Genomic DNA, 19,937 nt, shown 5'->3' on the forward strand with positions numbered 1-19,937 from the left:
GCCCCCCCCCGCGGCCCGGACGCCGCTCAGCACCAACCCGCTTTAATCGGGTCTGGTGCTCGCGCCGGCGTGCGGCCCCACCCCCGCCCCCCCCCCCCCCAATCCGCTTTTCGCTAGTGCCAGTTGCTGATCCGGACGTCGTCCGGCGAGGGGTCGCCCTTGCCCGTCTCGACGAGCTTCTTCAGGCTCATCAGGTAGGTCGCCCACTTGGTGGAGCAGTGGTTCATGAACTCCACCTGCTCCCGCCAGCCCTCGTGCCGGAAGAGCACGATCGTGTAGTCGTCCTCCTGTTTGAGGTCGAAGATGACCCGGGTGCCGATCCACTCCTCGGGGCCGTCGACGACCTCCCAGGCCACCCGCTCGGCCGGGGCGGTCTCCAGCACCTTCATGTCGAAGCCGCCGGGCAGGAAGCGGAAGCGGATCACTCCGCCGACCTCGCTGTCGCCCTCGGTGTCCCGCGTCCACCAGTCGGCCAGTCCGTCGATCGTGGTGAGCGCGTCGTACACGTCGCCGGGGGGCGATGTGACGCCGATCCTGTGCAGGATGTCCACCATCTCGTTGCCTCTCTCTCGGTCCGGGCGCCCGCGTGCGGGCGCGGCCGGTCAGCTCTCCTGACGGCGCTGGATCGCCTCGGCGATCCGCTTGATGCGCTGCAACCGGGCGTCCCAGGTGGCCCCGACGGCCGACAACTGGGCCACGGCCCGGGCGAGTTGGGTCTCGTCGACCTCGTAGCGGCGCTCGCGTCCGGACGGGGTGGCGTGGACCAGGCCGACCCGGTGCAGCACCCCGAGGTGCTTGGCGACGGCCTGCCGGGTGACGGGGAGGCTTCCGCTGAGGGTGGTCGCGGTGCCGCCGCCCTCGGCCAGCAGCAGGTCGAGCATCCGCCTCCGGGTGGGGTCCCCCACGGCCGACCAGAGCTCGTCGTCGACGATGACGCTCACGGGGCCGACACCAGCTTGTCGACGTAGGTGACCAGGCGGGGCAGGAAGTGGTTCCAGCCGTTGACGTGGTCCTGGTACTGCTCCTCCAGCACGGCCGCCTCCCAGCCCTTCTCCCGGAACCCGGTCTCGGAGAAGCGGAGCAGGGTGCCGGTGCCGGACGGGACGAGGTCGAAGGTGACCAGGAGCGAGTTGTCGGGCGCCGCACCTCGCTCCTCGTCGTACACCCACCGGAAGGAGAAGCGGCGGGGCGGGTCGGCCTCGATCACGGTGACGGGCACGACGTGCGACCCGGGGGTGCCCGCGTCGCCGAAGGTGATCGTGCCGGTGCCGCCGGGCACGGGGGTGAGGTCGGCCTCGTCCGGCCACCACTCCCGCAGGTGTTCGGGCTTGCTGACCACCTCGTAGACCACGTCGGGCGTGGCCGCGATGTGGATCTCCCGTTCGATGCTGCCGTACTCCATGCCGCTCTCCAGCCATGCGCAACCTTTGGTTGCATGTAACGGTAGAGCAGCCATGCCGCATGCGCAACCGAAGGTTGCCTGTTGGGCGGGTGGGTCTCAGGCGGCGTGTCCTCGTGCACGGGCCGGCGGGGCCGCCCGTACGAGGTCCCGGGCGGCGCCGACCCGGTAGGTGGTCTTGCCCGGATCGGCGACCGGTGCGCCCAGGACGATGCGGCCGGTCGCGCGCAGTTCCTCGCACACGTCCGTCGGCAGGGCGACGTAGCAGCCGCCGGCACGGCCCGCCGGATCGGCCTGCCGCCAGTAGCCGTAGCGCAGCCGGCCGCCGGTGTGGGCGGTGACGAAGACCGGGGTGCGGGGGTCCGACACGATGCGCAGCACGTCGGCGACCGGCCCGGTGACCGGGGCGGTCCGCAGTCTCGGACGGCCGGACCCGCCCCTCGGGAGGGTGGTGTCCGGCACGGAAGGCTGGGTGAGCGGCATCGGCACGGCCTTTCCAAGCGGAGAAGGGACACCGACCACGCCGAACGGGCCCGGTGTTGATCTTGCTGCGCCGCATTCTGGCGCACGCCACTGACAACGCGGCCCGCGCGCGGCACCGGCGCCCCGCGCGGGCGTGGGTCAGGTCATGGTCGCGGTCCCGGGACCGTCCGCCTCCCAGTCCTCGCCCGGCGCACTCGGCTCGTGGAGCTCGGTGAGGTAGCCGCCGGTCCCGGTGATGTCGAGCAGCCGCGCCAGTTGCTCGGGGCGGTTGTCCAGGTGCAGGGCGATCCCGGCCGGGTGGGTGCGCCGGCGCAGCATCAGCAGCGTGGACAGGCCCACGGAGTCGACCAGGCCCAGGTCGGCGCAGTCCAGGTGGAGGTGGCGCAGGGTCGGCCCGTGTTCCCGGGCGTGCGTGTCGAGCGCGCAGGCCAGCAGGGTCAGGAAGGTGTCCCCGGTGTCGTAGTCGAGGTCACCGCCGACCGTGACGACGAGGTCGTGCGGACCGGTGGCGCGGGTGGCGACCCGTAGCGAGGTGTGTGTGCTCATGCGCGTGCCCCCGCGCCGGGTGCGGACGGATCGGGCAGCGCGTCGAGCGTCCCGGCGGCCTCGTTCAGGAAGCTCTCGGCGCGCGGGAACTCGTGCAACTGGCCCGCGAGCCCGCTCAGCGCCAGGCCCAATGAGGCCGCCGGCACCCCGCGCACGGTCAGGATGTGGGCGGTCCAGGTCACGAACCGCCGGAAGATGTCCCGGTCGTCGAAGTACAGGGCGGTGGCGAGGAAGTCGAGGATGTGCCCGATGTCCTCGGCGGTGCGGTCGTACTGGTCCGGGCTGTACGACCGCATCCGTGGATACCTCTCCTCCAGACCGTGCAGCGTCTGCTTCACCAGGGCGGGCCGGTTGCGGGTGATGAGGGTGTACTCCTGGTCGACGAGGTGGGGCAGGTCGTCGACCTGCTGCCGGGCGGCGGAGGCGTACGAGGGCTTCAGCCCCTCGTCGAGGAGTCCGGCCGCGCCCCGCGCGTCCGCGGCCCAGGCGTCCGCGTGCAGCACACGGGCCTGCCGGCCGTCGGGGCCGAAGGCCGCTCCGCCGACGACGACCGGGACACCGATCGACTGGCATGCCGTCAGGGCGGCGTGGGCCGCGGGCAGATGGGTGGGCAGCGACGCGGACAGCAGGACCGCCTCGGGCCGGGTGGCGTGCAGATGGCTGATGAGGTGGGCGGTCGGCACATGGGCGCCCAGGAAGTCCACCTCCCGGCCGCGCCAGCGCAGGGTCTCCGCCACCAGCCGGGCCGGCAGGGCGTGCCACTCCCCGTCCACGCAGGCGACGGTCACCCGGGGGCGGCCGCCGGCGGCACGGGGCAGGCGCCGCGCCAGGGCGGCGACGGCCCGGTCGTTGACGGCGGTGACCGCGTGCTCGTCGGCCACGGTGATCCGGTTGCCCGCCCACTCCTCGCCGACCCTGCGCTGGACACCGCCGACGACGTCGAGGAGGAGGGTCTCCGGGGACCAGCCGTCCTGGGCCGCCGCCGTCACGACGTCGACCGCGCCCGTCTCGTCGGCGTCCAGTGCCGCCGCCCACAGTCTCTCCCGCAGGGCCAGGATCTCGGGGTCCTCGGGTGCCGCGTCCGTCATGCTTCGCTCTCCCTGCTCCCGTCGCCGGCGGTGCCGGGGCGGGTGGTGCGTCCCGCGACGAGTGTCAGCGGGCCCCGGCTGCCCGCCGGGTTGGTGATGGCGAGGCTGGCCATGTCGTCGTGGTGCCGGCCGCCCAGCCACTGGTCGGCCAGCATGTGCACGCGCTCGACCACCGCCTCGGGGGGCATGCGCGCGCAGTCCCGCAGCGCCGAGCGCAGCCGCCGCTCGCCGTACATCTCGTCGCCGAGCGGGCCGCCGCGCGCCTCGGTGATGCCGTCGGTGTAGAGCAGGCACGTCTCGCCGGGTGCCAGCGCGAGCCGCGCGGTGTGGGCGCTGACGTCGGGGATGGCGCCGATCAACTGCCCGCGGGTGTCGGCCTCCTCCACGCTCCCGTCACGGCGCACGATCAGCGGCGGAAGGTGGCCGGCGCTGGTCAGGCGGAGGTGGACGAGCCCCGCCCGGTGGCGCGCGGACGCCAGCGTGAGGGTGGCGAAGCGGGCGCTGTGGGAGTTGAGCAGGGCGTCGTTGAGCAGGCCGAGGACCTTCTGGTGGTCGCCGGAGAGCGGCAGCAGCGCCTGGAGGACGCTGCGGATCTTGCCGGTGAGCACGGCTGCCTCCAGCCCCTTGCCCGAGACGTCGCCGAGCACCGCGAACGACTCCTGGGCCGGGTCGGACCCGGGATGGACGTCGTAGAAGTCGCCGCCGACGCGTTCGTGGTCGTGGGAGGCGCGGTACCGGCCCGCGTATCCGACGCCGTGGACGTGCCGCAGTGTCGGCGGGAGGAGTTCACGCATCAGCGCGCTCGTGATGGCGGACTGCTCGGTGTAGAGGCGGGCCGCGGAGAGCGCGGCGCCGGCCCGGGCGGAGAACAGCCGCGCGAAGACCTCCTCGCCCTCGTCGAAGGCGCGGTGGCTGCCGGACCGGAGCAGGATCAGGGCGCCGGCCGGGAAACCGTGGCCCGGCAGCGGGGTGACGATCACGGACCCGAGGGAGCCCTCGAACCCCGGCGGGACGGCCCAGTCGGGGATCGCGTCCGGGCTGATCCAGCGGGCGGGCACCGGCGGGAACCCCTGGAGGGCCTCGGTGAGTCCCGGGACCACGTCGGGGTCGACCTCCAGCGCGGTCCCGGAGACCGGGCCGCCCTTCTGGGCGTAGGTGAGCGGGTAGCGGCGGCCGTGGGCGGGCGCGACCACGACGGCCGCGTCCGCGAGATGGTCGGCCGCCATCCGCGCGGTGACCTCCAGGCAGCGCTCCACATTGAGCGAGGAGAGCAGGGCGCTGGAGATCTCGGTGAGGACCTCGGACCGGGCCCGGGCGCCCTCCAGCGCCCGTTCGGCGAGCCGGAGATCGGTGTCCTCCATGAGCCACCACATCACCGCGCCGTCCGGGCGGGGGGTGGGGTGGGCCTTGAAGGTGCGGTCGGCGACCGCACCGGCCACGGGGTGCGCGGGGCGGACCTCGGCGCCCGGCCGCCGCAGCCTGAGATGGGCGGCGGCCAGCCATTCGGGGGCGGTCCACGCGGGCCCGGGGACTTGGCCGGGTCCGCGACTTTCGCCGGGCCAGGGGCCTTCCCCGGATACGGAGCTTTCGCCGGACCAGGGGGCTTCCCCGGGTACGAGACCTTCCCCGGGTGCGGGGCTTTCGCCTGGCCAGGGGGCTCCGTCGGGTCCGGCCAGCAGTCTGCGGGCGGCGTCGTTCAGTTCGACGATGCCGCCGTCGCGGTCGAGCACCAGAATCGGACAGGGTGCGCCGTTCCAGACGGCGCCGGTGCCGCCCGCCGCAAGGTGCGGGGCGGAGGCGGGCCCGGAGGCGGGAGTGGGAGAGGAAATCACAGGCAGGGGAGCGCCGGTCGCGCGCCCAACCCCCTTCCTGCTGATCGAGTACAGGACCGTTCCACCGTCCACCAAGGGGCCCGGCCACTGCAAGCGGCCGAGGGTAGCGAGGACACCCCGGCCCCTTGACGGGACATCAGAGATTCGACGGCCCGGGGCCGTCAGCGCCTTCCGCGCAACTTGCCCAGCAGCCGCTGCGCCTGGGCGCGGCGCCTGGGGTCGGCGGAGGCACGACGGACCTCCGCCACGGCACGACGCCCCTGCGGACTCCTGCTGAACCGCTTGATCCTGTCCAACATGCCTGGCACGACTGCCTCCTGAGTACGGTCGACGACCGCGCCGGTGCGGCACGGTCTTCGTACCGGCCGGTTACCCCCGCCCGGCCGAGTCATCCCTGCGGGTGTGCGGCGCCTCTCACGAGTGCCCCGGATCCCGGTGGGACCGCCGGGGTGACGGCATCGAAGATCACTCGTTTGACCGTATGAACAGCACGCCCGATCCCCCGGAAGAGCGAAACCAACATGTCCCTGCGTCGGCCCCTACTCACCGGCAGCCGCCCGCGCGCGCTCGATGTGGAACGCGCCGAGGCCGCCCTCATGGAGCACTACGCCCGGCTGGTCCGTCTGGTCTACGTCACACTCCCGCGCGGCCTCGGCCGCCACCGCCGGGTCCTGGCCGCCCACGGCGTGGTGCAGCGGGCCCTGCCCCGCCGAGCGCTCTCCCTGCCGGCCCAGCGCGGCCCGGGCGGGCCCGGCCGCGGCACCTCCGCCGAGTACCGGGCCCTGCGTACGCGGGTGCTGCGGGCCGCGCTGGCCCAGGACTCCCGGCCCCGGCGCGTCCCCCGGCCGTGGGACCGGCGGGCCGGGCTCCCCCTGCTGCCGACCGTGTGGGGACTCCGCGTCTTCCCGCAGTCCGGGGGCACGGAGGAGATGGTCCTGGACCGCGCCCTCGCCGAGGCCGACTGGCCGACACGGACGGCCTTCGCCCTCCTCGTGCTGGAGGAACTGCCCGGCGAGGAGACGGCGGACGTGCTGCGGGCGGCGGGCGCGGACCGCCCCGAGGCGGCCGTCCTCTCCGCACGGCGTCTGCTCGCGCCGGGGGCCGTCGCCGAACCCGGGGCGGAGGACGGCGCTGCCGACACCGGGGCCGGGGCGCCGCCCGGCACGGACGTGAAGGCGCCGTCCGCGGCACTGCTCGCACCCGAGTTCGACCCGTGCCTGCTGCACGCACGGCCCACGGACCTGCTGCGCCGTCGCCACCGCGTGCGCACCGCGGTGACCGCGCTGGTGCTGGCCGCCTGTGCCGGCGGCGTCGCGCTCTCCCTCCCGGACGGCGGACGCCACCCCGTCACCGCCGGTCAGCGGTCCGGGCCGGCGGCCGCGGTGGACGCCGACGCGCTGCTGCGCACCCCCGCCGACGCCTGGGCGGACACGGCCCGGGTCGACTTCACGGCCTGGCCGGCGCGCGGCGGCCGCACCGAGGACCGGCCCCTGCTGGAGCGCGCGCTGCGGGCCTGGGCCGACCCCTCCTGGCCGGGGCGGCGGTCCGCGGAACCCGGAGCGGCGTCCAGCGGGACCGGCCGGGCACCGAGACTGCTGTACGCCGGGGACGTCGACGGCCGTGCGGTCGTCGTCCTGCACGACGGCCTGACGACCGTGCGCTACACCGAACCGCCCCGCGGCGAGGGCACCCCCGAACTGCACTCCGCCCTCGCCGACGGCGCCGACGTGACGACCGCCGCCGCGGTCGTCGTCTCCCGCGAGAAGGGGTCGGTACGGCTGCTGCTGGCCCCCTGGATCGCCGAGGCCGGCACACGGGACCTGCTCGCGCCGGGCTCCGAGGGGGACGTGCTGAACCGTTCCGCGAGCGGTCTCACCGACCCGGTCCCGGTGCCGTCGCCCGGGGACGACTGCACGTCCTGGCCCGTGGTGCGGCTGGCCTCCTCGCCGCGCATCGTCGAGGACCACGCGTTCCTGCTGACCGACCTCGGCGGCCTGTCGCCCGCGCACCTCACCTACATGCCGCTCACACCGCCGGGCGAGCGGCCGCGCCCGCCCCGTGAGGCGACCGGCCCCGACGCCCTGGCGGGGTGGGCCCGGACCGCCTGCCGCCTCGACGGACTGCGCGGGCACGGCGTGCGGGCGGTCAACCACTGGGTGTTCGCCGAGCAGAAGCTCCCCGAGCGGGCCGGCGGGGCCACCTGGGTGTGCGCCCGCGCCGACACCTGGCGCGGACCGGGACGCGTCGAGTACCTGTTCCTCGGCGCGGGCCGGGGCGCGGCCCGCTCGGCCGGCGTCCGCGAGGACACCGCCGAGTGCAGCCGGTTCGGCCAGGACGTCGTGGCCGGCACCGACTGGCGGGCGCCGTCCGGGCAGTCGTACGTGCTGGCGGCCGGCAGCAGATCCGTGGTCCGCGTCGAGGCGAAGGGCCCGCTGAAGGCGACCGCCGACGGCCCCTTCCTCGCCGCCCGCAACTCCGGGAACGGGCTGCCGGAGGTCATCGGCAGGCTGCCGGACGGCGCGGAGGTGCGGTCGGTGCCGCGCTGACCCCGCCCGGCGAAGTGGGCTCCCGCCCCGGCTCGGGGGCGTCACGGGACGGGAGCCCGGTCCCTCCCGCGACTGTCACTTCGCCGTGGAGGCTCTCGGCGGATGCACCTGGCCGACGACATCCCGGGCAAGCTCTGCTTCTGATGCGGCTTGGCACCAGCACCACCGTCACCGGGCCGCGCGTGCGGCTTCGGCTGCGGGCCGGCCGGGGGCTCGGGTGCGACACCGGCCGCGAGCGCAGGTGCCGAGCACCTCGGGGCGTAGGCATACACCCGGCTCGATGCGAGGGCGCGGCCCGGGACTTGTACTCGGCCGGGGACATGGGGCCGGTCGCCGTACCGGCTACCGGCCCCGGCGCGCGGCCCGTGGGCGGGCGAGCGGCCCCGGTGCGTAACCGCGCCGGGCGCCCGCCGAGGCCGTATCCACGCCGAGGCGTCACCGCCGCAGGTCGTGGAGGATCTCTCGGGCGGCGCGCGCTCCGGAGGCCAGCGCGCCCTGGACCGAGCCGGTCGCCCGGTGGTCGCCGCAGACGTAGCGTCCCGGTGCCACCCGGGTGGTGCGGCTGAGCGGCTGCGGCGGGGCCATCGCGGGGAGGGCGTCCTGGACCGTACGGACCGTCAGCAGGTCCCAGCCCGCCGTGTCCGTGCCGTACGCCTCGGCGAGTGCCTCGCGCACCCCGCGTTCCCGGCCCTCGGTGTCGTGCCCCAGGACCGAGGTGGCGATCAGCGCGTGCCCCGCCGGGGCGTAGGCGGGGACGACGTCGCTGAGGACGACGGTGTTGAGGAAGCGGCGCCTGCTGTCCACGAGCAGCGTGGGCTCGCCCAGCGGGGAGCGCGGGGCGACGTGCGAGTACGTCGTCACCACCCGGTAGTCGGGGAGGTCGACCTCGGGCAGCAGTTCGGCGACCGGCCCCGGCCCGGTCGCCACCACCACCGCGCGGGCCGGCAGTTCCCGGCCTGCGGCGGTCAGCACACCGGTGTCGGTGAGTCCGGTCACGGGCGTGTCGAGGCGGACGGTGCCGGCCGGCAGCGCGGTGGCCAGGGCGCGCGGGACCGCTCCGATCCCGTCCATGGGCAGGCACAGCGTGCCGCGCAGCATGCTCCGCCACACCAGGTGGAAGAACCGGCCGGAGGTGACCAGCTCGTCCTCCAGGAAGACTCCCGAGAGGAACGGGCGGAAGAGCCGTTCCACGAGCTCCTCGGAGATCCCGGCCTGGGCCAGGGCCGTACGGGTGGTGGCGTCCGCCGAGCGCTTCAGCAGGCGGGGCGGGACCAGCAGGTCGCGGGCGCACAGCGCGCCCAGCGCCGCCATGTCGCGGGCGCCCGCGAGGCGTCCCGGGAGCAGGTCGGGGATGGTGCCCGGGCGGCGGGTGGGGTCGCTGAACCGCAGCCTGCCCGACGGGTCGTGGACCAGCACGCCCGGGGTGAAGGGGTGCAGTCTCAGGTCCCGCAGCACCAGCCGGCGCCGGACCTGCGGATAGGAGGTGTTGAAGACCTGGAAGCCGCGGTCCACGAGGAACCCCTCGACCCGGTCGGCGCGCATCCGCCCGCCGACGTCGTCGGACGCCTCCAGCACCCGCACGCCCACTCCGGCGTCCAGCAGGTCCCGGGCGCAGGCCAGGCCCGCTGCTCCGGCTCCGACCACCAGCACGTCCGCTGCGGACACACCATCACCTCTTCCGGCACTCCGACGGCTTCCCGGCTCTTCACCGGCCGCGTCCCCCGCGGATGCACTACCGCGCCGCGGGGACCGGCTACTGCGGTGACCGGGTGACATCACCCGCTTGTACCCGCTCTCGCGTGGGTGACATCGCCCAGCGGATACCCGCGGTCACGGCGGAGCCCAGCGGCCGTACGCACAGGCCCTCGGTGACCGGGACGCGGGGCAGGCCGAGTTCGCGGGAGGCCCAACCGGGCAGGAGCGAGACGGCGTTCGCGGCGAGGACCGCGTAGGGCAGCCGGGCCGCCCACGGGATGGGGGGCCGCAGCAGCAGGAAGCGCGTGGTGGCGCGGGCCTCGGCCGTGGCGCGCAGCTCACCGCGGTAGGCGGCCAGCCGGCGCACGAGTGCGGCGTGGTCCTCGGGCGGGTCGGGCACGCCGAGGGCTTTGGCGATACGGGCCATGTCGGCGACGTAGCCGTCGCGTCCCGCGTCGTCCAGCGGGTGGGCGCCGTAGCGCTGATGGGCCCGCAGGAAGCAGTCGACCTCGGCGATGTGCACCCAGCACAGCAGGTGGGGGTCCGAGGCCCGGTAGGGGGTGCCGTCGGCGGTGGTGCCGCGTACCGCCTCGTGCACCGCTCTGACCCGCTCGCAGGCGCGCCGGGCGCTGTCGGCGGTGCCGTAGGTGGTGACGGCGAGGAAGGTGCTGGTGCGCTGGAGCCGTCCCCAGGGGTCGCCGCGGAATCCGGAGTGGGCGGCCACGGCGGCCATCGCCGTCGGGTGCAGGGACTGCAGCAGCAGCGCGGCGAGTCCGCCGGTGAACATCGAGGCGTCGCCGTGGACCCTGCGTACGGGCCGGTCGGGGCCGAACCAGCGCGGTCCCGGCGTGCCGTGGATGCGCGCGCGGTTGGCGGGGCCGTCCGGGCCGGCCACGCGCGTGAAGATCGCCTCACCCGCCTGGTCGCGGATCCGGCCGAGGTCCGGCAGCAGCCTCATGGAGTGGTGGCCTCCTTCCCGCCGGTCGCCGCGGGGCGCCGGCCCCTTCGAGTGTCCCTCGCACGGCCCGGTCATCGCCCTCCCCCGCCGGATCCCGTCCCGTCCGGCGGGGTGCGGCGACCCTCACTTGCGCGGGCGTCGTACGGACCCGATGGCCGCCGTGGACTCGGCCAGGGCCGGGGTCCCGGCCACCGTGGGCGGGAGGGCGGGGGCCTGCCGGGCCGCCTGTTCGGGGTGCCTGCGCTGCCAGTAGGGGTTGTCGTGCGGAAGCTTGCTGGAGACCCGGCCGTACATGCCGAAGGTCGCGATGCACAGCCCCATCACGAAGCTGAAGATCACGTTGGTCATGCCGAAGTCGAGGAAGTTGGCGGGGCGGTCCAGCACGAAGAGGTGGGCGAAGCCGCTCAACACGAACAGCGTGCCGACGACCATGTTGAGGGTGGAGGCGAAGTTGCCGCCGATCACGGCTCCGGCGAGGAGCGCGACGCCCACGACGGCGGAGATGACGCTCAGGGCCACGTTGGTGGTCATCCCGGCGATGGTGTCGCCCGAGGTGTCGAAGGGGCTGAGGGCGTCGGCGAAGCCGAGGCAGGCGAAGGTGAGCAGGACCAGTCCGCAGAACCCGGCGCCGTAGCGGTAGACGGCCGCCAGGTGGTGGTCGACGGGGAGTTCGTCTCGTAGCTTCATGCCCGCAATTCGGCAGGAAGGGGACATTCGGATGCGATGCCCCCGCGAATATCACCCCGGCTCAGTCGGGGATCCGGCGGAGCAGGCCGAGCTGCCCGTTCATCTCGGCCAGGAAGCGCACGACGACCGCCAGTTCCTCCTGGGTGAAGTGACCGCGGGCCAGTTCGGTGCTGTCGGCGAGCGGCCGGAAGTAGTCCCGGGCCAGCAGCTTGCCCGCCGCCGCGTAGTGGAGGTGCACCACCCGGCGGTCGGCGTCGGCCCGGACGCGCCGGACATGACCGGCCCGTTCGAGCCGGTCGACGCACGCGGTCATCGCGCCGGAGGTGAGGTTGAGCTGCCTGCGCAGCCGGCCCGGGGTCATGGGCCCGTCCTCGGGGTCGGCGTCGAGGATCGCGATGAGCGCCTGGACGTCGGTCAGATGCAGACCGTGGGCCTGGGCGAACTCCTGGGCGATCCGGTTGAACTCGCCGTTCATCCGGCGCAGGAGAACGGCGAAGGACTGCAACCCTGTCGGGTCTTCTCCAAGAAGAGACGGCGAGGGCGTACCGGGGGAGCTCATGACCCCAAGTATAAAGTCGCTCGATCATTGAGATACTTTGTCGTTGACACATTTCACCAACGCTTGGGACGTTCATGAACATCGCAGCGCGCTGGGCCCGGTGGCTGGTGCCGTTCGCCCTGTTGCTCGTCTGGCTCGGCGTCGGCGGCACGCTCGGCCCCTACGCGGGCAAACTCGGCGAGGTCGCCACCAACGACCAGGCCTCCTTCCTGCCGCAGAGCGCCGAGTCCACTCAGGTGCTCAAGGAACGGGAGGCGTTCGACCAGTCCGAGACCCTGCCCGCGATCGTCGTCTGGACCGCCGGCGGGGAGCAAATCAGCGAGGAGCAGCAGACCGCCGCGACACAGGCCGTCGGCACGCTCGCCGGTGAGCCCGGCCTCGTGGGCAGCCCCTCGCCCGCCCTGGTCTCCGAGGACGGCCTGGCGATGCAGGCCGTCGTCCAGCTGCGGCCGGACCTGGAGGAGGAGCTCCCCGCGACGCTGGACGAGATCCGCACCGCCGCCGAGGGGGTGACCGGTACGCAGGCTCAGCTCGCGGGGCCCGCGGCGAGCCAGGCCGACCTCTCGGAGGCGTTCGCGGGCATCGACGGCCTGCTGCTGGGCGTGGCGCTCGGCGCGGTCCTGCTCATCCTGCTGCTCGTCTACCGCAGTGTGCTGCTGCCCTTCGTGATCATCCTGGGCTCCGTCTTCGCCCTGGGCCTGGCCTGCGCGGTCGTCTACGCGCTGGCCAAGGAGGACATCGTCCGCGTCGACGGCCAGGTCCAGGGCATCCTGTCGATCCTGGTGATCGGCGCCGCCACCGACTACGCCCTGCTGCTCGCCGCGCGCTTCCGCGAGGAACTCGCCGTCAGCGGGGACCGGGCGGCGGCCGCCCTGGCCGCCGTACGCCGCTCCTTCGGCGCGATCACCGCGAGCGCCGCCACCGTGGCCCTCGGTCTGCTCGCCCTGCTCGCCAGCGACCTCACCAACAACCGCGCCCTCGGCCCGGTCGGCGCCATCGGCATCGCCTGCGCCGTGCTGTCCACGCTGACCTTCCTGCCCGCGGTGCTGGCGCTGCTGGGGCGTGCCGCGTACTGGCCGTCCAAGGCGAAGCCCGCCGAGGAGGGCGGCAGCGGGGTGTGGCGCCGGGTCGCCGCACTGGTGGACCGCAGGCCGCGGCGGACCTGGATCGTGACCGCGCTGGTGCTCGGCGTCTTCGCGGCCTTCTCCCCCGCCCTGTCCTCCAAGGGCGTGCCGCTCGACGAGATCTTCGTCAACGACGCGCCGTCGGTCTCCGCCCAGCGGACGCTAGGCGAGCACTTCCCCGGCGGCTCCGGCAACCCGGCGGTCATCATCGCCGACGCCGACCGCACCGCCGAGGTGACGAAGGCGGCCGAGGACACCCCCGGTGTCGCCTCGGCCGGCGCGGTCTCCGTCTCCGGACGGCCCGGGGCCGGCGAACCGCTGGTCGTGGACGGACGGGTCCGTATCGACGCGACCCTGGAGGCGGCCGCGGACAGCGACGCCGCCAAGGAGACGGTCCAGCGGCTGCGCGACCGGGTGCACGCCGTGAGCGGCGCGGACGCGCTGGTCGGCGGCTCCACGGCACAGCAGTTCGACACCCAGGAGACCGCCGCCCGGGACCGCACGGTCATCGTGCCGGTCGTGCTGGCGATCATCCTGGTGATCCTGATGCTCCTGCTCCGGTCCGTCCTGGTCCCGGTGCTGCTGGTGGCGACGGTCGCGCTCAACTTCCTGGCCACGCTGGGCGTCTCGGCGCTGGTGTTCCAGCATCTGCTGGGCTTCAGCGGCACGGACGCCTCGGTACCGCTGTACGGCTTCGTGTTCCTGGTGGCGCTCGGCGTGGACTACAACATCTTCCTGATGTCCCGGGTGCGGGAGGAGGCCCTCGTTCTCGGCAACCGGCGCGGGGTGCTGCGCGGGCTGACCACCACCGGCGGTGTGATCACCTCGGCGGGTGTGGTGCTCGCCGCGACGTTCGCCGCCCTGATGGTGATCCCGCTGGCCTTCCTGGTGCAGATCGCGTTCATCGTCGCCTTCGGCGTGCTGCTGGACACCCTGGTGGTCCGCTCCCTGCTGGTGCCCGCCCTGGTGATCGACGTCGGCCCGAGGGCGTGGTGGCCGAGCGCCCTCGCGCGCCGGAAGGACGACTCCGACACCCCGGCCCGGACGAGCACCGAGTCCCCGGTCGGTGACCCGGTCTAGCCTCCGCCGGAGTGCCGACGGCCCGGTCCACGTCTAGCGTGGGCCGGGCCAGCGCCTTCCCGGAGAGGAACTCCCATGCCGGTCAACCGCGGCCCCCTGCACTCCCGTACCGCCGTCGTCACCGGCGCGGCCCGCGGCCTCGGGGCCGGGCTGGCCCGGGACCTGTCACGGCGCGGCGCCAGGGTGGCGCTGCTCGGCCGTGAGGAACGGACCCTGGCCGAGGTCGCGGACTCCCTCCCGGGCGAGTCCGCGTGCTGGGAGGTCGACGTCACCGACGAACGCGGCATGCTCCGCGCCGGTGCCGAGATCCGGGCCCGGTTCGGGCCGCCCTCCGTGGTGATCGCCAACGCCGGCGTGGCCGAAGGGGGACCGTTCGCGGAGGCCGATCTCGCGGTCTGGCGCCGGGTCGTGGAGGTGAACCTCGTGGGCAGCGCCATCACCGCGCGGACCTTCCTGGCGGACCTGCTCGACACCCGCGGCTACTTCCTCCAGGTCGCCTCACTGGCCTCCATCGGGGCCGCCCCGATGATGAGCGCCTACTGCGCCTCCAAGGCCGGCGTCGAGTCCTTCGCCCACGCCCTGCAGGCCGAGGTCGCCCACCGGCACGTCGGCGTGGGGATCGCCTACATCAACTGGACCGACACCGACATGGTCCGCGACGCCGACCGGTACGCCGTCCTGCGCGAACTGCGCGGCCACATGCCGCCGCCGGCCCGCAAGGTCTACCCGGTGTCGTACGTGGCCGACCGGCTCGTCACGGCGGTGGAGCGGCGCCGCCCGACGGTGTACGTGCCCGGCTGGCTGCGGGCCGCCCAGCTGGTGCGGGCCGCCATGCCGGCCGTCGTCACCGAGCTGTCGCGCCGCGAACTGCCCCGCCTCGCCGCGGCGGAGCCGTTCACCGCCACCGGGCTGCTCGGCCCCGGAGGCCGGGCCGACCAGACGGCGGACCCGAACGCACCGACCCGGTGAACGGCCGCGCACGCGGGTTCACGCCCCGCACCCGCGTCCCGCACCCCCCAGGCGGCGGACCCCGCTCCGGCCCGGTGAACGGCCGCGCACGCGGGTTCACGCCCGCTACCGAGGTCCCGGCGCCCACGGGACGGCGGACCCGAGCGCTCCCACCCGGTGAACGGCCGCGCACCCGCCTTCACGCCCGGTACCCCGCCGCGCGCATCCGTCGGCGGTGCCCGATGAGAAGTAGTCGCATCGGGACGGCGCACCCGGCCGCCCTCCGGACCCCCATGGCGGAGGGAAGCCGTACCCGCCCGGGGGCGGGCGCCGATCCCGGTGCGCAGGGGATGCGCGCCGCGCGGGGACCGGCCGCCGCAGGACGGTGGCCGCCCCCGCGGTCCGCGGAGTCCGCCGCCGTGAGCGGGCGGCCCCGGACGGCAGCCGACCGACAGCGTGGAGGAGGGTCATGAGCACGGACGGACAGCGCGCCGGCAGGCCGCTGCGATGCCTGGTGACCGGGGCGTCCGGATACATCGGCGGACGGCTGGTGCCGGAGCTGCTGGACGCCGGTCACCAGGTGCGATGCCTGGCCCGCTCCCCCGGCAAACTGCGCGACCACCCCTGGGCGGGCGACGCCGAGACGGTCCGCGGCGACGTCACGGACGAGGAGTCGGTGGCGGCGGCCATGCGCGGGGTCGAGGTCGCGTACTACCTCGTGCACGCGCTGGGCAGCGGTTCCGGATTCGAGGACACCGACCGCAGGGCCGCCCGGATCTTCGCCGAGCAGGCGCGCGCCGCGGGCGTACGCCGCATCGTCTACCTCGGCGGGCTCACCCCGGAAGGCGTCCCCGAGCACGCGCTCTCGCCGCATCTGCGGTCCCGCGCCGAGGTGGGCCGGATCTTCCTGGACTCGCCGGTGCCCGCCGCCGTACTGCGGGCCGCCGTCGTGATCGGCTCCGGCTCGGCCTCGTTCGAGATGCTGCGCTACCTCACCGAACGGCTGCCCGTGATGGTCACCCCGAGCTGGGTCCACACCCGGACCCAGCCCATCGGCGTGCGGGACGTGCTGCACTACCTCGTCGGCTGTGCCGGTCTCCCCGACGATGTCGACCGCGCGTTCGACATCGGTGGGCCGGACGTCCTCACCTACCGGGAGATGATGTGCCGTTACGCCGCCGTCGCGGGGCTGCGGCGCCGGGTGATCGTGCCGGTTCCGGTGCTCACCCCCCGTCTGTCCAGTCACTGGGTCGGCCTGGTCACGCCGGTGCCCGCCTCGCTGGCCCGGCCGCTCACCGAGTCGCTGCGGCACGAGGTGGTGTGCCGCGAACACGACATCGCCCGGTACGTGCCCGACCTGCCGGGCCGCCCGCTCCCCTTCGACGAGGCCCTGGAGTTGGCCCTGCGCCGGGTCCGGGACGCGCAGGTCGCCACCCGCTGGTCCTCCGCCGCCGTCCCGGGCGCGCCCAGCGACCCGCTGCCCACCGACCCGGACTGGGCCGGCGGCAGCCTCTACGAGGACGAACGGCAACTGTCGGTGGACGCGCCCCGCGCGTCGCTGTGGAAGGTCATCGAGGGCATAGGCGGGGACAACGGCTGGTATTCCTTCCCGCTCGCCTGGGCCGTCCGCGGCTGGCTGGACCGGTTCGTGGGCGGCGTCGGACTGCGCCGCGGGCGGCGCGACGCCGAACGGCTGCGGGTCGGTGACTCGCTGGACTTCTGGCGGGTCGAGGAGATCGAGCCCGGGCGCCTGCTGCGCCTGCGGGCGGAGATGCGGCTGCCCGGCCTGGCCTGGCTGGAGATGTACGCGGAGGCCGACGACGAGGGCGGCACCCGCTACCGGCAGCGCGCGCTGTTCCACCCGCGCGGGCTGTTCGGCCACGCCTACTGGTGGGCCGTCTCCCCCTTCCACGCGATCGTCTTCGGCGGGATGGCCCGCAACATCACCCAGGCGGCCGCCAAAGGGATGAGCGCACGCGGAGGGCCGGCGCAACCGTCCCGCATCCGGCCGCCGCACGACGACCGAAGAGTGCGGCAATAGAAGGTTTGGGAACCGCATCGCCCCTTCAGGAGCCTCATATGACCGTCGCGGTCGTCCTGTTCACCTCCGACCTGCGTGTGCACGACCATCCGCCGCTGCGCGCGGCGCTGCGGTCGGCGGACGAAGTGGTGCCGCTGTTCGTCCGCGACACCGGTATCCACGAGGCCGGGTTCGACGCGCCCAACCGGGCCGCCTTCCTCGCCGACTGTCTGACCGACCTCGACGCGGCCCTGCGCGACCGGGGCGGACGGCTCGTGGTGCGCTCGGGGCCGGTCGTGCGGCAGGTCCGTGCCGTCGCCGCCGAGTGCGGGGCGACGGAGGTGCACATGGCCGCCGGGGTCACCGGCTACGCCCACCGCAGGGAGGAGCGGCTGCGCGAGGGGCTGCGCCGGCAGGACGTGGAACTCCGGGTCCACGACACGGTGGTCACCGCGGTCGCGCCCGGCGCGGTCACCCCGGCCGGCTCCGACCACTACGCCGTCTTCACCCCGTACTTCCGGCGCTGGTCGCAGGAGCGGCTGCGGGACGTCTGCCCGGCGCCACGCACCGTGCGCGTCCCCGACACGGTCGAGAGCGAACCGGTGCCCTCCCGCGAGGAGTTGGAGGACGTCTCGCCGGGGCTGGCCGTCGGCGGCGAGACGGCGGGGCGCGACCGCCTCTCGCGGTGGGTGCGTCACCACCTGGCCGAGTACGAGGACCGGCACGACGACATGGCGGGCGACGCGACCTCACGGCTCTCGCCCTACCTGCACTTCGGCGCGCTCTCCCCGGTGGAGGTCGTCCACCGCGCCCGGCACGCCCACGCGGGCCAGGGCGCGGAGGCGTTCGTACGGCAGTTGTGCTGGCGCGACTTCCACCACCAGGTGCTGGCCGCCCGGCCGGACGCCTCCGCGGCCGACTACCGTTCGCGGCAGGACCGTTGGCGCTCCGAGGAGGACGCCGCCGAGGACATCGCCGCGTGGCGGGAGGGCCGGACCGGCTACCCGGTCGTCGACGCGGCCATGCGGCAGCTGCTGCACGAGGGCTGGATGCACAACCGGGCCCGGCTGCTGGCGGCGAGCTTCCTGAGCAAGACGCTCTACGTCGACTGGCGGATCGGCGCCCGCCACTTCCTGGACCTGCTGGTCGACGGTGACATCGTCAACAACCAGCTCAACTGGCAGTGGGTGGCGGGCACCGGCACCGACACCCGGCCCAACCGGGTCCTCAACCCGGTCGTCCAGGGCAAGCGTTTCGACCCGCGGGGCGCGTACGTACGGCGCTGGGTACCGGAGTTGGGCGAGGTGGCGGGCGGGGCGGTCCACGAGCCGTGGCGGCTGCCCGAGGACGAGCGGGTCGACTACCCCAAGCCGCTGATCGACCTCGGCGACGGGCTCGACCGCTTCAAGCAGGCCCGCGGCCGGGCCTGACGGAGGAACACACGCCATGCACTGGCTCTTCGGCGACCAGCTGGGACCGCACTTCACCCGCCCCTCCGACGACGGCGGGCCCGCCCGCGACACACCGCTGCTGATGATCGAGGCCCGGTCGGTGTTCCGGCGCCGCCGCTTCCACCGCGCCAAGGCGCATCTGGTGCTCTCCGCGATGCGGCACCGGGCGGCGGAACTCGGCGACCGCGTCACCTACGTGCGCGCGGACACCTACCGCGAGGGGCTGGCCCGCGCCGCGGGCGACTCCCCGGTGACGGTCCACCACCCCACGTCGTACGCGGCGCTGCGGCTGGTGTGCTCGCTGCCCCGGGTGACCGTCGGGCCCGCGCGCGGATTCCTGGTGCCCCTCGGGGACTTCGCCGCGTGGGCGGACGGGCGGGGCGGTGAGCGGCTGCGCCAGGAGGACTTCTACCGCTGGGTGCGGCGCGGGCACGAACTGCTCATGGACGGCGACGAACCGGCCGGGGGCCGCTGGAACCTCGACCACGACAACCGCCGCCCTCCGCCGCGGGACTCCGCCGTCCTGGACGTCCCGCGCCCCTACCGGCCGCAGGAGGACGAGATCGACGAGGAGGTCCGCCGTGACCTCGACCGCTGGGAGAAGGACGGCGACGTCTCCTTCACCGGCCGCGACGGCCCCCGGCTGTTCCCCGCCACCCGGACCGAGGCGCGGGCCGCCCTCAAGCGTTTCGTGGAGCACCGGCTGAGCACCTTCGGCCCCTACGAGGACGCCGTGCTCGCCGCCGATCCCGTGCTGAGCCACAGCCTGCTGTCCGCCCCGCTCAACCTGGGCCTGCTCGACCCCGCCGAGTGCGTGGAACGGGCCGAGTCGGCGTGGCGCGACGGGCTGGCGCCGCTGAACAGCGTGGAGGGGTTCGTCCGCCAGATCGCCGGCTGGCGCGAGTACGTGTGGCAGCTCTACTGGTACTTCGGGGAGCAGTACCGCGACCGGAACGCGCTGGGCCACACCGCCGCGCTGCCCGACTGGTGGAACGACCTCGACGCGGGTGCGGTGCGGGCCCGCTGCCTGAGCACCGTGCTGGCCCAGGTGCGGGACACCGGCTGGACCCACCACATCCCACGGCTGATGGTGCTGGGCGGCCACGCCCTCCAGCGCGGCTGGGACCCGGCCGCCGTCACGGACTGGTTCCACCGCAACTTCGTCGACGGCTACGACTGGGTGATGGTGCCCAACGTCGTCGGCATGTCCCAGTACGCCGACGGCGGCCGGATGACCACCAAGCCGTACACGACGGGCGGCGCCTACCTGAACCGGATGAGCGACCTGTGCGGCCCGTGCCCGTACCGGCCCGGCGACCGGACCGGTGAGCGCGCCTGCCCGTACACCGTGGGCTACTGGTCCTTCGTCGACCGGCACCGGGCGCGGCTCGCCCGCAACCACCGCACGGTGCAGTCGGTACGGCAGCTGGACCGGCTCGGGGACCTGGCGGAGGTCCGCCGGCGGCAGCGGGCGCTGGGGGACTCGCCGCCGTGAGGCGGCAGGTCGGCGCAGGCGGACGA

Annotated in this window: 18 protein-coding genes; 6 read left to right on the forward strand and 12 right to left on the reverse strand. The window is 74.5% G+C overall.

What is annotated here, in order from left to right; translation table 11 throughout:
* Nucleotides 1-113: 113 nt before the first annotated feature.
* The 8 genes from ABT296_RS34020 to ABT296_RS34055 all read right to left on the reverse strand — a co-directional run bounded on the left by ABT296_RS34020 (nt 114) and on the right by ABT296_RS34055 (nt 5,656).
* A complete protein-coding gene (locus ABT296_RS34020; RefSeq protein ID WP_351933211.1) occupies nt 114-554 on the reverse strand; it encodes an SRPBCC family protein in 441 nt (146 codons plus the stop codon).
* Between the two features lie 48 nt (nt 555-602).
* Complete coding sequence (locus ABT296_RS34025; RefSeq protein ID WP_351933213.1) at nt 603-941, reverse strand: ArsR/SmtB family transcription factor; 339 nt, start codon at nt 939-941, stop codon at nt 603-605.
* On the reverse strand, nt 938-1,402 hold the full coding sequence (locus tag ABT296_RS34030; RefSeq protein WP_351933215.1) for an SRPBCC family protein: 465 nt from the start codon (nt 1,400-1,402) through the stop codon (nt 938-940). The genes ABT296_RS34025 and ABT296_RS34030 overlap by 4 nt, the downstream gene beginning before the upstream one ends.
* Before the next feature lie 96 nt (nt 1,403-1,498).
* Nucleotides 1,499-1,861: a hypothetical protein gene (locus tag ABT296_RS34035; protein WP_351933217.1), complete on the reverse strand. Its 363-nt coding sequence runs from the start codon at nt 1,859-1,861 to the stop codon at nt 1,499-1,501.
* Nucleotides 1,862-2,020: 159 nt separating this feature from the next.
* Nucleotides 2,021-2,428 carry an STAS domain-containing protein gene (locus ABT296_RS34040; RefSeq protein WP_351933219.1) on the reverse strand — a complete coding sequence of 136 codons (408 nt, stop codon included), beginning with the start codon at nt 2,426-2,428 and terminating at the stop codon, nt 2,021-2,023.
* On the reverse strand, nt 2,425-3,516 hold the full coding sequence (locus ABT296_RS34045) for a cobalamin B12-binding domain-containing protein (protein ID WP_351933221.1): 1,092 nt from the start codon (nt 3,514-3,516) through the stop codon (nt 2,425-2,427). Before ABT296_RS34045 ends, ABT296_RS34040 begins: the two co-directional genes overlap by 4 nt.
* On the reverse strand, nt 3,513-5,348 hold the full coding sequence (locus ABT296_RS34050; RefSeq protein WP_351933223.1) for a SpoIIE family protein phosphatase: 1,836 nt from the start codon (nt 5,346-5,348) through the stop codon (nt 3,513-3,515). The genes ABT296_RS34045 and ABT296_RS34050 overlap by 4 nt, the downstream gene beginning before the upstream one ends.
* 161 nt (nt 5,349-5,509) lie before the next feature.
* On the reverse strand, nt 5,510-5,656 hold the full coding sequence (locus ABT296_RS34055; protein WP_351933225.1) for a hypothetical protein: 147 nt from the start codon (nt 5,654-5,656) through the stop codon (nt 5,510-5,512).
* A 213-nt stretch (nt 5,657-5,869) separates the two neighbouring features.
* On the opposite strand from ABT296_RS34055, the gene ABT296_RS34060 reads away from it, so the two are divergent.
* Nucleotides 5,870-7,894, forward strand: a complete 2,025-nt coding sequence (locus tag ABT296_RS34060; protein ID WP_351933227.1) for a hypothetical protein — start codon at nt 5,870-5,872, stop codon at nt 7,892-7,894.
* A 435-nt stretch (nt 7,895-8,329) separates the two neighbouring features.
* Here the strand turns inward: ABT296_RS34060 and ABT296_RS34065 are convergent, their stop codons facing one another.
* The 4 genes from ABT296_RS34065 to ABT296_RS34080 form a co-directional block, all read right to left on the reverse strand.
* The gene (locus ABT296_RS34065) at nt 8,330-9,559 is read right to left on the reverse strand and encodes an NAD(P)/FAD-dependent oxidoreductase (RefSeq protein WP_351933229.1); all 1,230 of its coding nucleotides are present in this window, start codon (nt 9,557-9,559) and stop codon (nt 8,330-8,332) included.
* An 88-nt stretch (nt 9,560-9,647) separates the two neighbouring features.
* Nucleotides 9,648-10,547: an oxygenase MpaB family protein gene (locus tag ABT296_RS34070; protein ID WP_351933231.1), complete on the reverse strand. Its 900-nt coding sequence runs from the start codon at nt 10,545-10,547 to the stop codon at nt 9,648-9,650.
* Nucleotides 10,548-10,670: 123 nt separating this feature from the next.
* Nucleotides 10,671-11,234 (reverse strand): DUF4383 domain-containing protein, encoded by a 564-nt coding sequence (locus ABT296_RS34075; RefSeq protein ID WP_351933233.1) that lies wholly within the window; start codon nt 11,232-11,234, stop codon nt 10,671-10,673.
* Between the two features lie 61 nt (nt 11,235-11,295).
* Entirely contained in the window at nt 11,296-11,793 is a 498-nt protein-coding gene (locus tag ABT296_RS34080; RefSeq protein WP_351933235.1) for a MarR family winged helix-turn-helix transcriptional regulator, read from the reverse strand.
* A gap of 74 nt (nt 11,794-11,867) precedes the next feature.
* On the opposite strand from ABT296_RS34080, the gene ABT296_RS34085 reads away from it, so the two are divergent.
* The 5 genes from ABT296_RS34085 (at nt 11,868) to ABT296_RS34105 (ending at nt 19,911) form a co-directional block, all read left to right on the forward strand.
* Nucleotides 11,868-13,997 carry an MMPL family transporter gene (locus tag ABT296_RS34085; protein WP_351933237.1) on the forward strand — a complete coding sequence of 710 codons (2,130 nt, stop codon included), beginning with the start codon at nt 11,868-11,870 and terminating at the stop codon, nt 13,995-13,997.
* A gap of 75 nt (nt 13,998-14,072) precedes the next feature.
* Complete coding sequence (locus ABT296_RS34090) at nt 14,073-14,966, forward strand: SDR family oxidoreductase (protein ID WP_351933239.1); 894 nt, start codon at nt 14,073-14,075, stop codon at nt 14,964-14,966.
* 448 nt (nt 14,967-15,414) lie between these two features.
* Nucleotides 15,415-16,986 (forward strand): SDR family oxidoreductase, encoded by a 1,572-nt coding sequence (locus ABT296_RS34095; protein ID WP_351933241.1) that lies wholly within the window; start codon nt 15,415-15,417, stop codon nt 16,984-16,986.
* 38 nt (nt 16,987-17,024) lie between these two features.
* Nucleotides 17,025-18,395: a cryptochrome/photolyase family protein gene (locus tag ABT296_RS34100; RefSeq protein ID WP_351933243.1), complete on the forward strand. Its 1,371-nt coding sequence runs from the start codon at nt 17,025-17,027 to the stop codon at nt 18,393-18,395.
* Between the two features lie 16 nt (nt 18,396-18,411).
* The gene (locus ABT296_RS34105; protein WP_351933245.1) at nt 18,412-19,911 is read left to right on the forward strand and encodes a cryptochrome/photolyase family protein; all 1,500 of its coding nucleotides are present in this window, start codon (nt 18,412-18,414) and stop codon (nt 19,909-19,911) included.
* Nucleotides 19,912-19,937 lie beyond the last annotated feature (26 nt).

Source organism: Streptomyces sp. NPDC000983 (assembly GCF_040299205.1).
Taxonomy (GTDB): Bacteria; Actinomycetota; Actinomycetes; order Streptomycetales; family Streptomycetaceae; genus Streptomyces.